The sequence below is a fragment of the Gemmatimonas sp. genome (genome assembly GCF_036405635.1).
In the GTDB taxonomy this organism is placed as follows: Bacteria; Gemmatimonadota; Gemmatimonadetes; order Gemmatimonadales; family Gemmatimonadaceae; genus Gemmatimonas.
Map to the genome: position 1 here is coordinate 1 of NZ_DASWXE010000178.1, position 14,512 is coordinate 14,512.

Here is a 14,512-nt window from a genome sequence, read left to right on the forward strand (position 1 = left end):
GCAGCCGGTACTCTCGTGGAACGCCGTAAGGACCGTGTGGAGACCCGGTGTGCGCTGCGCCGTGACAGTCTGAATACGCGCCGTGCCGTCGTGGTGCTTGATGGCCGGAAGGACCGGTGCTTCGGCGCGCACAGGCACCACCAGCAACATGTAGGGTGATGCGTCCCCTTCGATATTCTCGAAATAGTCGGATGCGTGTTCAGCCAGAACGACGGGCGCGAACGGCCGGAATCCTTCGCGCAGCTTGATGTGCGCATTGAGCCGTTGCTGCATGTCGGCTACGCGCGGATCGGCCAGTATGGAGCGCGCGCCAAGTGCTCGTGGTCCGAACTCCATCGCACCGTCGAACCAGCCGACGATCTTTCCCTCTGCGAGCCATTCGGCCGTACGCTGTGCGACGCCCTCTCGTCCGAGGTACTCGAACACGCCCTGTTCTGCCGTCAGTGCCTCGAGGATCGCCTCCTCCGTGAACGCCGGACCGAGTAGCGCGCCATTCATACCGTCATCGGCGTTTCCGTTCTCGCCAGTGATTGCTCGACTGCCGCCGAACCAGCGATGCCACGCCAGCAACGCCGCACCGATCGCACCACCAGCATCACCGGCTGCGGGCTGTACCCAGAGTCGATCGACAAGACGCTCGCGAAGCAACATGCCGTTGGCGACAGCATTCAGTGCAACGCCACCGGCCAGACACACTTCGCGGCAGTCGTGTTCCTTCACCAGTGTATTCACCATGCGCCGCACGATCATCTCCGTCACCACCTGCACGGACGCGGCGAGATCCTTGTCGCGTGTGGTGATCGGCGCATCAGGTTCACGCGGCGGTCCGCCGAACAGCGCATCGAATCGCGAGTTCGTCATGCGCAGTCCATCGTGAAATCCGAATGGCGCCAGATGCAGACGAAACGATCCGTCGTCCCGCAAGTCGACCAGATGTGACAGGATGGCGTCCACGTACCGCGGCGTGCCGAAGGGGGCGAGCCCCATGAGCTTGTACTCACCGGAGTTCACGCGGAAACCCGCCTGATAGGTACAGGCAGAGTACAGCAACCCGAGAGAATCCGGATATCGCAGTTCATGCGTCAGCTGGAGCGTCGCATCGTGGCCAATCCCCATCGATGCCGTTGCCCATTCACCAACACCGTCGATGGTCAATACGGCTGCACGCCGAAACGGCGACGGGAAAAACGCACTCGCTGCATGCGACTCGTGGTGCTCACACCAAAGCAACTGTCCGCGATAGCCACCGAGGCCTTCGCGAATCGCACCATCGAGATCGACTTTGTCGCGAGCCCAGAGCGGGCCGCCCTTCAGGAACGCACGCCATCCGCGCGGTGCGGTATACATCCAGCTCTCGAGCAAACGATCGAGATGCAGGATGGGCTTTTCGTAGTACGCGACGGCATCGAGCGCGTGGACATCGACGTCGGCCTGGGAAAGACACCAGGACGCAGCCAACGCCGGGAATGAGGCATCACCTTTGCGCCGGGAGAACCGTTCTTCGGAGGCGGCCGCCACAATCACACCATCGCGTACGAGGCATGCGGCACTGTCGTGAAAGAACGCCGATATGCCAAGTACGGTGGTCATGGTGCGGAGAAACTACTGCCTGGCCAGGAACTCCGTACACACCCCGGCCATGGTCTACATCAGCGACGCAGTGCCGCCGGTGTCCAGTTGAGTCCCACACCAACCGTGTCGTCGCTGCCGAGGATATCCGATCCACCGAAGCTGGCCGCAAGGCGCAGCGCGAACTGCGGATTCACCCGCCAGTCTGCCCCGAGGTCGATGTGCAGGCTCGCCGTCGACTTGGAGCGGCCGCGCCCATTGGGAATCACGCTCGGCTGGCATGTGCTGCAGTACACGATGGACGCCCGGGGATGCACAAAGGGCGTGATCGCCATGCCTTCCTCGAGGGGGAACGTATGCCCGATGCTGGCACCGACCGGGATGCGAAAAAACGTCCCGTTGCCGAACGCCGCGCCCGCGCCGGCGGTGAGCAAGACATCGAGCGGCTGGTCATCCGTTGCCCGCACCAGCTCCTTGCCGATTCCGCCACCCAGAAACAAAAGCGGATCGATGCGACCCTTGGGGTCTGCCAGACCAGCGTCAAGCTGCCAGTGCATCGTGCCATTGCCCACGCCTTCCCGCCACTGGAAGTACACCGAGGTGCCACTGCCCGCCGCCACAGCCGCTGTGTAGTCGCGCTCACTGGCACGCGGCGTCTGCATGGCAGGATAGTTGAACGCCTGCGCGCCCAGTGCTGGTGCCGTTGCAGATGCCAGCACAGCGGCGATGCCTATCGCAGCACCGGCCTTTGTCAGTGTGCGACGGAATGGGGAACCCGCACGTACACCGCATGTGCGAATGGCTGTCAGCATGAACGCTCCTGCATGATGCATGGTGGCACTTCGGTGGATGACCAACGCTGTGGTACGTGTCAGCAGCCGGGACAGTTCCACCAATATGCACAGAGCGCCCCGCAGCCGAAGCCACGGGGCGCTGTCGTGACCGGCATGGTGACCGGGCACACGCAACTCATACCCTGCCGATCAGCGTACCCGCGACCGGTAGGTACGGGACAGGCGCAACGTGGAACCATTGCCGAGCATGAGCAGGCCGTCGCCACCGGGCAGCGGGCTCATCTCGCGCACACGATCCATGTTCACGACGATGCGACGGTGAATGCGCACGAACTGGCGCGGGTCGAGCGCCGCTTCGATGGCCGTGATGGTGCCACGCGTGCGATAGCGTTCGCCGCCGGCATGCACACGGATGTAGTTGCCATCGGCCTCGAACCAGTCCACATCGGCCAGCGGTACGAAGCGGGTGCGACGACCTTCGCGCACGAGCACGCGCAGCGGACGACCTTCACCAGCAGCCGAACGGCCACCGTCTTCGAGCGAGAGATCGAGCACCGCTTCCTCTCCACCCTCACGCACACGATTCACCCGACCATCGAGCGGGCGCGGTGCGGCGCGCCACGGCGACGTGGCGATGAGTGTACCAGTGCTGGCACCACCCAGCGTGCGGCGGCGGCGCTGTCCATGCCCGTTGCCATTGGCTTCGGCGTGACCGTTCCCCAGCGAGGCTCCAGCCAGCGACGCGGCGGCAAGGCGACCATTGAACACGGCGCCAAGATCCACACCACCAGCCGCCGTTGCTTCGCCGAGGAGGCGCTGCAGTTCGTCGGCCGTGCGCAGCAGTGCGAGCTGCAACACCTGCTGGCGCGCGCGCGTGAGCGCTTCGTTGACGCGGGCGGGCGGCGCGGGCCACAACACAAAATCGGTGGCCTGCAATTCGAATGCGGCCACCGCGTCTTCGTCTTTGCTGCCCACGAAGATCACCGACACCGGGCGCTGATTGGCCGGCAGCCCGCGAATGAACGAGAAGCCCGAACCATCCGACAGCGCCGTGCTCACCACAGCGATATCGGGCACAGGAGACGACAACGCAGTCTGCGCTGCCGCGAGATCGGAAACCGGTCCGATCAGCGTCAGATCCATCGAACCCGCGAGCTCACCGAGCTGCTGCTCGAGAGCGGGCGGGACCTGACCGAGAACGACGACTCGCAGAGGCATGTGACGGAGGGGAAGACGCGAACGGGTCCGATGCGAGTGCATCGAGTGGGACCGGACGGGGATTGCCCTTGCCCTTAAGACTTACGCCTCACCACTCCTGTACGTTGCACCGCTGAGAAAGACGCGAGGCACGAGATTCCCAGGGAATCCCGTGCCTCGTGTTTTTCCTCGATGGCTGCCTCTCGGCGCCGACTTCCACTCAGGCAGCGCTGGCCTGCTCCGTCACCACGCGCACCTGGTCGTCCACCACCTGCAGGAAGCCACCATCGACGGTGAAGCGCTGCTCACCCTGCGCCGTATCCACGCGCAGCGTGCCCTTGCCCAGCAGCGTCATGAGCGGCGCGTGCATGGGCAGGATGCCGATCTCACCATCGAAGGCAGGCGCGATCACGCCGCGAGCGGTGCCTTCATACAGCACACGCTCGGGGGAGATCACCGACACCTTCAGGACGTCACTCACGATCAGCCCTGGAGCTTCTTGGCGTTGGCCACCACGTCTTCCACGCCGCCGGCCATGAAGAAGGCCTGCTCGGGGAGATTGTCGAACTCGCCGGCGCAGATGCGCTCGAACGAGGAGATCGTCTCTTCGAGCTTCACGTACTTGCCCGGGATGCCCGTGAACTGCTCGGCCACCGCGAACGGCTGCGACATGAAACGCTGCAGACGACGCGCACGACCGACGATCTTCTTGTCGTCTTCCGAGAGCTCGTCCATGCCCAGGATGGCGATGATGTCCTGCAGTTCCTTGTAGCGCTGCAGGATCTGCTTGGTCTGCGTCGCGACGTTGTAGTGGCGGTCGCCGACGTACTGCGCATCCAGAATGCGCGAGCCGGAGTCGAGCGGATCCACGGCCGGGTAGATGCCGAGCTCGGTGATCTTGCGGTTCAGCGTCACCGTCGCGTCGAGGTGGGCAAACGCCGTCGCCGGCGCGGGGTCCGTCAAGTCGTCAGCGGGCACGTAGATGGCCTGCACCGACGTGATGGAACCGTTGCGCGTGGACGTAATGCGTTCCTGCAGTTCGCCCATCTCGGTGGCCAGCGTAGGCTGGTAACCCACGGCCGACGGCATACGACCCAGAAGCGCCGACACTTCCGATCCTGCCTGCGTGAAGCGGAAGATGTTGTCGACGAACACCAGCACGTCGGCATTCTCCTGATCGCGGAAGTACTCGGCGACCGTGAGACCGGCGAGCGCCACGCGCAGGCGCGCACCCGGCGGCTCGTTCATCTGACCGTAGATCAGCGCCACCTTGTCGAGAATGCCAGCTTCCTGGAATTCCAGATACAGGTCGTTGCCTTCGCGCGTGCGCTCACCCACGCCGCAGAACACGGACTTACCGCCGTGACCCTTGGCGACGTTGTTGATGAGTTCCTGGATGATGACCGTCTTGCCGACGCCGGCGCCGCCGAAGAGACCGATCTTGCCACCCTTCACGAACGGGGCGACGAGGTCGACGACCTTGATGCCCGTTTCGAATACTTCCGTCTTCGGCTCGAGGTTGACGAAGTCGGGGCGCTTGCGGTGGATGGGCCACCGCTCGGCCGTGGCCGGGATCGGCGCGCCATCGTCCACCGGCTCACCGAGCACGTTGAGAATACGACCCAGCGCCGGAGCACCGATGGGCACGGTGATCGACGAACCCGTGTCGGTCACATCCATGCCGCGCGTGATGCCGTCCGTGCTGGACATGGCCACGGCGCGAACCTGGTTGCGGCCGATGTGCTGCTGCACCTCCGCCGTGACCTTGATGGCCTGGCCATCGGGCGCGATCGCGTTGACGACAATCGCGTTGTAGAGCTCCGGCAGGTTGTCCGTTTCGAATGCCACGTCGATGACGGGGCCGATAACCTGAACGATCTTGCCGACAGTGGTCGGCGCGGCAGTGGTAGCCATGAGTGCGTACTGGATATGGTGAAACGTCAGCCCTGCAGTGCCGATGCACCGCCGACGATTTCGGCGATTTCCTGCGTGATCTGCGCCTGACGCGCCGAGTTGTAGGTGCGCTTGAGCAGCTGCAACATCTCGGTGGCGTTATCGGTGGCGTTCTTCATGGCCGTTCGACGCGCGCCCTGCTCACCGGCGGCCGTTTCCACGAGGGCACGGTACACGGTGTTGCGCACGTAGAGCGGCAACAGTGCTTCGAGAATGGCGTCGGCCGACGGCGCGAGGATGAAGTCGCGCGCAACGGCGTTTTCGCCCGAAGCGGATGCCGGCGCCACGACCGGCAACACTTGTTCAGTGGCCGGCGGCGTGGACAGCGCCGACTTGTACTTCGCATACGTCACGTACACCGCGTCGAGATCGCCCGCCGCGAAGCGGGCCATCAGGTCGTCGATGAGTGATGCAGCATCGGCCGAAGACGGACGATCGCCGATATCGGCCCGTGCCGCCGCAAGATCGCGACCGAGGTACCGATAGAAGCCGATGCCCTTGCGTCCCACCACGTGCAGCTCGACCGAGATCCCCTTGCCTTCCATCTCGGCCAGGCGGGCGCGCGATTCACGAATGAGATTCGTGTTGAACGCACCGCACAGGCCGCGGTTGGCCGTGAGCACCACGAGCGCCGCGCGCTGGATCTGCGCCGGGCGCCGGAGCAACGGAAAGCGTTCCGCGAGCTCCGGCGTGTACACGTGCGACAGAACCTCGCCGAGCGCGAGCGCGTACGGGCGCGCCGCGGACACACGATCCGAAGCACGCTTCATCTTGGAGGTCGCCACCATTTCCATCGTGCGCGTGATCTTGCGCGTGTTCTCGACGGACTTGATGCGACCCTTGAGTTCGCGGCCCTTAGCCATGATTAGGCATGATCAGATGACTCAGACTGCGAACGACTTGGTGTACTGCTCGATCGCGCGCTTCAGGTCAGCCTCGTTTTCCTTCGACAGCGCCTTGCTGCTGCGCATGCCGTCGAGCACCTGCGGGAACTGCGACCGGACGAACTCGAGGAAGCCCTTCTCCCACGCCCGCACTCGTGCGGTAGGGATGGTGTCGAGGAAGCCGTTGGTCACGGCGTAGATCACGGCCACCTGCTCTTCGAACGGCAGCGGTGAATACTGGCCCTGCTTGAGGATTTCCACCGTACGCGCACCACGATCGAGCTGACGCTTCGTGGCGGCGTCGAGGTCGGAGGCGAAGGCGGCGAACGCTTCGAGTTCGCGGAACTGCGCGAGGTCGAGGCGGAGGCGACCGGCCACGTTCTTCATGGCCTTGGTCTGCGCCGAACCACCGACGCGCGACACCGAGATGCCGACGTTCACGGCCGGGCGAATGCCGGCGTTGAACAGGTCGGTCTCGAGGAAGATCTGGCCGTCGGTGATGGAGATGACGTTCGTCGGGATGTAGGCCGACACGTCACCGGCCTGTGTTTCGATGATCGGCAGTGCGGTGAGTGAGCCACCCGGCTTGAGGATGGTCTTGCCGTCCACCACGCCTTCGTCTTCGCGCAGCTTGGCCGCGCGCTCGAGGAGGCGGCTGTGGAGATAGAACACGTCACCCGGATACGCTTCGCGCCCCGGCGGACGACGCAGCACCAGCGACAGCTGGCGATACGCGGCGGCCTGCTTCGACAAGTCATCGTACACGCACAACGTCGGCTTGCCTTCGTTGTACATGAAGAACTCGGCCATTGAGCAGCCGGAGTACGGCGCGATGTACAGCATCGGCGCAGGATCGGACGCCGAGGCGGCAACGACGATGGTGTACTCGAGCGCGCCAGCCTGGCGCAGCTTCTCGACCACGGAGGCGATGGTGGACGCCTTCTGGCCGATGGCGACGTACACGCAGATGACGCCCTGGCCCTTCTGATTGATGATCGTGTCGATCGCGACGGCCGTCTTGCCCGTGGAGCGATCGCCGATGATGAGCTCGCGCTGACCGCGGCCGATCGGGATCATCGAGTCGATAGCCTTGATGCCCGTCTGGAGCGGCTCCTTCACGGGCTGGCGCACGATGATGCCAGGGGCCGGCGATTCAACCTTGCGGAACTGGCTCGTGCGGATCTCGCCGAGGCCGTCGAGCGGACGACCGAGGGGATCGACGACGCGGCCAATGAGTTCCGGGCCGACGGGCACTTCGAGCACGCGCGCGGTGCGACGGACTTCGTCGCCTTCCTTGAGCTGCAGGTAGTCACCAAGGATGACGGCGCCGATGTTGTCCTCTTCGAGGTTCAACGCCATGCCAGTGATGACCTGCTTGGTTTCCGACGACGTGAATTCGAGCATTTCGCCGGCCATGACCTTACCAAGGCCATAGACGCGGGCAATGCCGTCCTTCACTTCGAGAACGGAACCGACTTCCTCGACATTGAGATCAGCGAGGTCCGCCGCTTGAATCTCGCGGAGGAGGATGTCCTTGATTTCGCCGGGACGCAGCGCGGTCTGGGAGGCCATGATACAGGGGCTTTATATGCGGTCGTGTAGAATCGGGGCCAGCTTGTGAAAATTATCACAAGGGGTCCGTGGAGGGCAAGACGGGGTTATGCGATCGGGCTCTGCGGTTCCGCGGCGGCCGTGGCCCGTTCGGCCGATGGCTCGGGTGAGACATCCGGCGGCGATCCGGAAACGGCCTCGGACGGGTCGTCCGCTGCGGCGGCATGACGTTCGAAGCGCTGCAGCAGGTCCATGGCCCGGAGCCGAGAGAGGCTGGAGGCCTTGGCGCCCACCAGGCGCTGGGTGGTACTGGAGAGGTGCGACGAACTGGCAAAGCCCAGCACCTGAGCCACATCCCGGACATCAAAACCGGCGTTCTTGGAGAGCTCAGCGGCGGCCAGCACCCGCACCAGGTCGATGACCTTCTTGAGCGTCGGCGCCTGCCCCACGGCGAAGCTGCGGGACAGGTGCTCACGTGAGACGCTGAGCTCCTTGGCCAGCTGGTCGGTGCGCACCGGCCGGCCCGCCCGCTTCACCACGCTCTGCCACACGGCCATCTGCAGTGGGGTTTCCAGATGTAATGACGGCGGTGGGCTGCTGAGGGCGCGCTCGAACCGGGTGGAGAAGGCGCGGCGGGCCACGAGGTCCCGGGCGACCGGATCGTCGACACCTTCAATGAGGATCTCGCACACCCCTGCTTCTGCGGCGCGCGCCAGCAACGGCGCGTCGGCGGGCAGCAACGGCGTGACGAGGAAGAAGGGAATGCTGGTGAACTCCTCGGCGCGGGACAGCAGACGCTGCACATCGTCGCCGGCCCCCGCATCGATGATCACGGCATCCACGAGGTCCTTGAGCAGATGCTCCTCAACCTCGGTGGCGGCACGTGCACTGACGAGATGGGCCCGGCGTCGCGGAAAGGCCGTACGCACGAGGGCACGCGCGCGCTCACGACGCAGCAGCGTGATCAGACACAGCCCGCCCGATGACGAATCGGTTGTACTGCGGGTGGCTGTCTTCATGCGAGCGACGCCGGATCGCGCGATGGATCGATGCCATGCACCATGGCATTCGCGCGACGCAGCACATCCCGCGCATTGGCATACGAGACCAGCGATGCCGCCTCGTCGAACGCCACCCACCGACACGCAGTGATCCCCTCGGCGCGCTGCGGTGTCGTGCGTTCCACATCGGTGTGCATCAGAAAGAAGTGACACACCTTGTGCACGAGACGTCCACGAAAGCGAAAAAACCAGTCGATGGTATCGATGGCGCCATCGAGCGTGACGTCGGTGAGTCCGGTTTCCTCACGCACCTCGCGCACGGCGGCGGTGTCCGGTGATTCGTCCGTCTCGAGGTGCCCCTTCGGAAAACCCCAGTTGCGGTAGCTGTCGCGAATGAGCAGGAAGTACGGCACGCCCTCCTGCAAGCGATACACCACGCCTCCCGCTGACGTCTCGAGGCGCGCACGCGACGAACGCTTGCGCGGATTGCGGGAGGGAGACGACATCAGCGGCCGCCGCCCGAGGGGCGCGCCGAATCGTCGGCGGCAGCGAGCGCCGCGCCGACTTCCGTGGCCGCCTCGAGGGAGGCATCGGTGCCGATGAGGGGCGCGCTGCCTTCGAGCGTGGCGCGCCCTTCGATGAACTGCCGGATGATGGGATCGGTGGTCTGCTGGATCTCCTTCACCGTGCCCACCGCGCGCACCTTGCCCTCGTACAGCATGGCAATGCGTGTGCCCACCGTGTAGGCGCTGCGCATGTCGTGCGTGATGACGATACCCGTGACCCCGAGTTGCTCACGCATGCGCACCATGAGGGCGTCGATGGTGGCCGAGGTGACCGGGTCGAGTCCGGTGGTGGGTTCGTCGTACAGGATGTACTTGGGGCGCAGGGCGATGGCGCGCGCGATACCGACGCGCTTGCGCATACCGCCGGAGAGTTCGGCCGGCATGCGGTTCTGGACATCAGGGAGGTCGACCAACCTGAGGGCTTCGGCAACGCGGTCGGTGATCTCCTTTTCGGAGAGCGTGCCCTGTTTGCGCAGTCCCATGGCGACGTTCTCGCCAATGGTCATGGAGTCGAAGAGCGCCGCGAACTGGAAGACGTAGCCGATGCTGCCACGCAGGTTGTAGAGATCCTTGCGGGGGAGCGCATCGACACGCTTGCCATCGACCCAGACCTCGCCCTGATCGGGTTCGAGCAGTCCGACGATGTGCTTGATGGCCACCGACTTGCCGGTGCCGGAATAGCCGATGATGACCATGGTTTCTCCCTCTTCGACCTGGAGGGAGAATCCGCGGAGCACCTGCTTGGGGCCGAAGGCCTTGTGGACGTCCTTGAACTCGATCATGGAATCACAAATCTACTGCCGGCCAAGGATTTCGACAGGAGGTGCCGCAGCAAAACGGGGCGCCAAGGGCGCCCCGTGTGATCTGCTGCGGATTGTGGCCTGAAATCGGCGAATCAGGCGGCGAAGCTGGACAGGGCGCGACCCACGTCGCCTTCGCGGAGGCGCTTGAGGGCCCGGTCACGCAGCTGACGCACGCGCTCGCGGGTGACGCCGAGCATGGATCCGATCTCCTCGAGGGTGTGCTCGCGTCCGCCTTCGAGGCCGAAGTAGAGACGGAGAACCTTGGCATCGCGCGGCGGCAGCGTGGAGAGCGCCTGTTCGATTTCGTCGGTGAGGAAGCGGTTCATGGCTTCCTCTTCCGTGTCGGGCATCTCGTCGGCCACGAAGCGCTCGATGAGCGAGCGATCGCCATCCGGGTCCATGGGGGCGTCGAGGCGGACGTCGCCGGTGTTGAGGGCGGCGAGCGACTGGACGACGTCGACGGAGAGACCGGTGACCTGCGCGAGCTCTTCCGGCGAGGGCTCACGACGGAGCTTCTGGCGGAGGATTTCGGAGGCCTTGATGATGCGCGACAGGTCGGCGGTGCGGTTGAGCGGCACGCGCACGGTGCGTCCCTGGCGGGCCAGCGACGACAGGATGGCCTGCCGGATCCACCACACGGCGTACGAGATGAACTTGACGCCCTGATCGGGATCGAACTTACGGGCCGCCGTGAGCAGACCGACGTTGCCTTCCCCGATCAGGTCGATGAGGGGGAGACCGCGGTTCTGGTACTTCTTGGCGACGGAGATGACGAAACGGAGATTGCGCTTGACCAGTTCCTGGAGCGCGTCCTGATCGCCGGCACGGATCTTCTTGGCCAGCTCGATTTCTTCAGCGGCCTTGAGAAGCGGATAGGTGCTGACTTCGTACAGGTACTGGTCGAGAATGTCGCGTTCCGGCTCGCTGGGTGCGATACCGGCTGGGGCAGCGCGACGGCGCTTCCGCTTGACTTCAGTCATGGAGTTCTATGAGCCCTGAGGGGATGTGACCACATCCCTGACGATGAAACATGAATGCGAACGGGTCGTGCAGTCGGGCGTGCACTGGCAGGCCAGAGAATCGGCGCCGGTGTGCATCCCCCTTCCTGAGCCAACGTGCATCCCGTGGCGCGCGTTGCGCGCAGTCACGAAAAGCTCTCGCCCCGAGGGGGGAGCCATGCAAGATACGCCAGGAGGTGGCTTTCGCCAGTGTGATTCGAGTAACTCTGCTTGACGACGGACATACACCCGACTAGACTGCCCGTTCCTGACGCCCTCGCTGGCGGGTGCTCCTGATGGAGCTGCCGTTTGCGAGGGTGTCGCGCCCGGGGGCGTAGCTCAGTTGGGAGAGCGCTTGAATGGCATTCAAGAGGTCAGGGGTTCGATTCCCCTCGCCTCCATCCCGGGGCGGTACGTTGGGCGCTGCAAGGTGTCCGGGTACCGTACGGAGGCTCTGGCCGGTGCGGGTTGCCGGTTGGGGTGTGTTGCGGGAATAGCTCAGTTGGTAGAGCACAACCTTGCCAAGGTTGGGGTCGCGGGTTCGAGTCCCGTTTCCCGCTCTTGTTGGATGCTGGACCGGTTCCAAGCCGGGTAGGTGTGGTTCGATGTCCGGGTCGTTAGCTCAGTTGGTTAGAGCGCCACGTTGACATCGTGGAGGTCACAAGTTCGAGTCTTGTACGACCCATGCAGGGCCCTGGTGAGAGATGGTGGTGTGGCCAGTAGCGAGCGCCACCGGGAGTTACTAGGTTGCTGGACCTTCGCTGCAAGGCGGGGGGTGCGGTTCCGGAACGGTAGTTTTCTGCGCCTGTAGCTCAATTGGATAGAGCATCTGACTACGGATCAGAAGGTTGGAGGTTCGAGTCCTTCCAGGCGCGTTGTGGGAGCGGATCGATGGGAACCGGAATCGCACGGGGCGTAGCTTAGCCCGGTAGAGCGCCTGCTTCGGGAGCAGGAGGTCGCTGGTTCAAATCCAGTCGCCCCGACTGAGACAAATAGAAGCCCGTCAACAACTTCGGTTGTTGGCGGGTTTTTGTTTTTTGGCACTCCCTGAGAACTCCCGAAAGGTGCGCAAGCACTCTCGAAACATCATGGCGAGTCTGATCTATCGGATCAGACCCGACAGGGTGCACCTTGGCCGTTGAGTTGGTTGAATCCCCGCCAACCGAAAACTGCGGAGACAATGGCAAATGACGAGGCGTCTTTCTCTCATCCTGTTTTTGCTTGCCGCTACTCCTGCCATCGCCGACATGGGATGCGGGCGTCCGGCCATCGGTGCGCAACCACGCTGCAAGAAGGGATGCCCGTGCGGCAACTCCTGCATCAGTTGCAGCAAGACGTGTCGGATGGGATCGGGGAGCGCGCGGGCGGACTCACCAGTACCATCGACCGAGCGTCGCCCCTTTGTCCCAGTCGCGAAGCCGGGAGATACCTCGGTTTACACTGGCGCATGGGCCGCCTCGTCTGCAAACCGATTCTATTTCCGTGCCGGCTGTCCGCTCGCAGCTCTGCTGGCCGTTGGCGATCGGGTGAGCATGCCTGATTCCATAGCCGCGGAAGCCGTGGGCTTCAGGCGTCTGGTGATGCCGAAGTGTTGATCGTCGACGTCTTCTTCAGGGCGCTCAATGCCGCGCCGCATCCTCCGTCTTGACCACCGGCTCGATCAACACGCGCTGAACCCGCCGTCCTTTCATGCGGTGCACACGCACACGACGGCCGTCCCAGGTGATCTCGTCGCCTTCGCGTGGCAAGCGCCCGATACGAGACATGACAAACCCGCCGAGCGTGAGAATCTCCTCCCGCTCGCGTTCGGGGACATCGAGATCGAGGCGCGCTTCGATTTCGTCGAGCGGTGTGGCACCGTCGACATCCCAGCTCCCGTCCGGGCGGCGCACAAACGGTGCGACATCGTCGGGCGCATCGGGCACCTCCCCCACCAGCGCCGACAGCACATCGTCCAGTGTGACCAGTCCGGCCACGCCGCCGTACTCATCGAGCACGACGGCCGAGTGCTGGCGTTCGGCCCGGAAACGCGCGAGCAGTTCGTACACCGGCATCATGGTGGGCACGTAGCTTGGCGCACGCGCCAGCTGACGTAGCGCATCGGCACTGTTGATCTCACCGCCACGCACAGCATGCGCCACGAGATCCTCCGCGAACACAACGCCCGTCACCGCGTCGATCTCGCCCTGACACACCAGAAACCGCTCCTGCGCAGCGGCCACGGTCTGCTCGCGGATCGCGTCGGCGGTATCGGCCAAGTCCACCCACAGCACATCGGGGCGCGGCGTCATGATGGCCTCCACCGTGCGATCGCCGAGGCGGAACGTGTTCTCGACGATCTCCTGTTCGGCGGCCTGCACCACACCGGTCTCCGCGCCCTGCTCCACCAGCGCCCGAATGTCCTGCTCCGTGACGCCGGGTTCGACCACGGTGCCCAACCCCAGGATGCGTAGAATGAGATTGGTGGACCGCGTCAGCACACGCACCAAGGGACCGCCCACGCGCGCGATGGCGCGCATGGGGCGCGAGACCAGCGATGCGACGCGTTCCGGATCACTCAGCGCGATGCTCTTGGGCACCAACTCGCCGATGATGAGCGAGAGGTAGGTGATAGCCGCCACGACGAGGCCAAATGACACGGAGGTGGCGTAGGGCGCGAGCCAGGAAACGGTGGACATCTGCTCCGCCAGCACGGCCGAGATACCCGCACCACCAAATGCACCGGCCAGTACACCCACCAGCGTGATGCCCACCTGCACGGTGGACAGAAAGGCGGTGGGCTGCGCGGCGAGTTCGAGTGCCGCGCGTGCGCCGCTGTCGCCGTCTTCCTCGGCGCGATGCTCGAGTCGTGATCGCTTGGCGGTCATGATCGCCAGCTCGGACATCGAAAAGATCCCGTTGACCAACAGCAGGATCAGGATGATGATCACTTCGTTGACAATGGCGCTCATGGAGCAATCGGGAGTGAAACGCAGTGAAGCAAAACGACAACGCCCCGCGCGGAGTGTCCGCAGCGGGGCGTTGGGTGAATCCAGCGAGCGATCAAAGACCCGGGGGCGCACCCGCCTTGCGGATGCGGAATTCCTTGTGGCTGTCGCGCTGCTGGTCCTTCATGGCGTCGATGAGCTTCGACGCTTCGGCGTTGTTGCCGGCCTTCACGGCTGTGCGCATCTTGCCCACCGTTTCGATGAACACC

12 protein-coding genes and 5 tRNA genes are annotated in these 14,512 nt (G+C 64.3%); 5 read left to right on the forward strand and 12 right to left on the reverse strand.

What is annotated here, in order from left to right:
* From VGE27_RS14055 to VGE27_RS14105, 11 genes are all read right to left on the reverse strand, one after another.
* Window positions 1-1,590, reverse strand: a 1,590-nt coding sequence (locus VGE27_RS14055) for a carbamoyltransferase family protein (RefSeq protein WP_331050300.1), incomplete at its 3' end; no start/stop codon positions are given.
* 59 nt (window positions 1,591-1,649) lie between these two features.
* Window positions 1,650-2,402, reverse strand: coding sequence for a hypothetical protein (locus VGE27_RS14060; RefSeq protein ID WP_331050301.1), 753 nt, complete (start codon window positions 2,400-2,402; stop codon window positions 1,650-1,652).
* Window positions 2,403-2,552: 150 nt separating this feature from the next.
* Window positions 2,553-3,581 (reverse strand): LytTR family DNA-binding domain-containing protein, encoded by a 1,029-nt coding sequence (locus VGE27_RS14065; protein ID WP_331050302.1) that lies wholly within the window; start codon window positions 3,579-3,581, stop codon window positions 2,553-2,555.
* Between the two features lie 199 nt (window positions 3,582-3,780).
* The gene (gene atpC / locus VGE27_RS14070) at window positions 3,781-4,041 is read right to left on the reverse strand and encodes an ATP synthase F1 subunit epsilon (RefSeq protein ID WP_331050303.1); all 261 of its coding nucleotides are present in this window, start codon (window positions 4,039-4,041) and stop codon (window positions 3,781-3,783) included.
* Between the two features lie 2 nt (window positions 4,042-4,043).
* A complete protein-coding gene (gene atpD, locus VGE27_RS14075; RefSeq protein WP_331050304.1) occupies window positions 4,044-5,474 on the reverse strand; it encodes a F0F1 ATP synthase subunit beta in 1,431 nt (476 codons plus the stop codon).
* Between the two features lie 26 nt (window positions 5,475-5,500).
* Window positions 5,501-6,376 (reverse strand): ATP synthase F1 subunit gamma, encoded by an 876-nt coding sequence (gene atpG / locus VGE27_RS14080; RefSeq protein WP_331050305.1) that lies wholly within the window; start codon window positions 6,374-6,376, stop codon window positions 5,501-5,503.
* Window positions 6,377-6,397: 21 nt separating this feature from the next.
* Window positions 6,398-7,969: a F0F1 ATP synthase subunit alpha gene (gene atpA, locus VGE27_RS14085; protein WP_331050306.1), complete on the reverse strand. Its 1,572-nt coding sequence runs from the start codon at window positions 7,967-7,969 to the stop codon at window positions 6,398-6,400.
* 86 nt (window positions 7,970-8,055) lie between these two features.
* Complete coding sequence (locus VGE27_RS14090; RefSeq protein WP_331050307.1) at window positions 8,056-8,967, reverse strand: helix-turn-helix transcriptional regulator; 912 nt, start codon at window positions 8,965-8,967, stop codon at window positions 8,056-8,058.
* A complete protein-coding gene (locus tag VGE27_RS14095; protein WP_331050308.1) occupies window positions 8,964-9,455 on the reverse strand; it encodes an NUDIX hydrolase in 492 nt (163 codons plus the stop codon). The genes VGE27_RS14090 and VGE27_RS14095 overlap by 4 nt, the downstream gene beginning before the upstream one ends.
* A complete protein-coding gene (locus VGE27_RS14100) occupies window positions 9,455-10,297 on the reverse strand; it encodes an ABC transporter ATP-binding protein (RefSeq protein ID WP_331050309.1) in 843 nt (280 codons plus the stop codon). Before VGE27_RS14100 ends, VGE27_RS14095 begins: the two co-directional genes overlap by 1 nt.
* A 113-nt stretch (window positions 10,298-10,410) precedes the next feature.
* Complete coding sequence (locus VGE27_RS14105) at window positions 10,411-11,298, reverse strand: sigma-70 family RNA polymerase sigma factor (protein ID WP_012682199.1); 888 nt, start codon at window positions 11,296-11,298, stop codon at window positions 10,411-10,413.
* Window positions 11,299-11,644: 346 nt separating this feature from the next.
* On the opposite strand from VGE27_RS14105, the gene VGE27_RS14110 reads away from it, so the two are divergent.
* From VGE27_RS14110 to VGE27_RS14130, 5 genes are all read left to right on the forward strand, one after another.
* Window positions 11,645-11,717: transfer RNA gene (locus VGE27_RS14110), tRNA-Ala, on the forward strand.
* 86 nt (window positions 11,718-11,803) lie between these two features.
* Window positions 11,804-11,876: transfer RNA gene (locus VGE27_RS14115), tRNA-Gly, on the forward strand.
* A gap of 51 nt (window positions 11,877-11,927) precedes the next feature.
* Window positions 11,928-12,001 (forward strand) — tRNA-Val (locus VGE27_RS14120).
* Window positions 12,002-12,117: 116 nt separating this feature from the next.
* Window positions 12,118-12,191 (forward strand) — tRNA-Arg (locus VGE27_RS14125).
* Window positions 12,192-12,225: 34 nt separating this feature from the next.
* Window positions 12,226-12,299 (forward strand) — tRNA-Pro (locus VGE27_RS14130).
* A 636-nt stretch (window positions 12,300-12,935) separates the two neighbouring features.
* Here VGE27_RS14130 and VGE27_RS14135 read toward each other — a convergent pair.
* Complete coding sequence (locus tag VGE27_RS14135) at window positions 12,936-14,267, reverse strand: hemolysin family protein (RefSeq protein WP_331050310.1); 1,332 nt, start codon at window positions 14,265-14,267, stop codon at window positions 12,936-12,938.
* Window positions 14,268-14,512 lie beyond the last annotated feature (245 nt).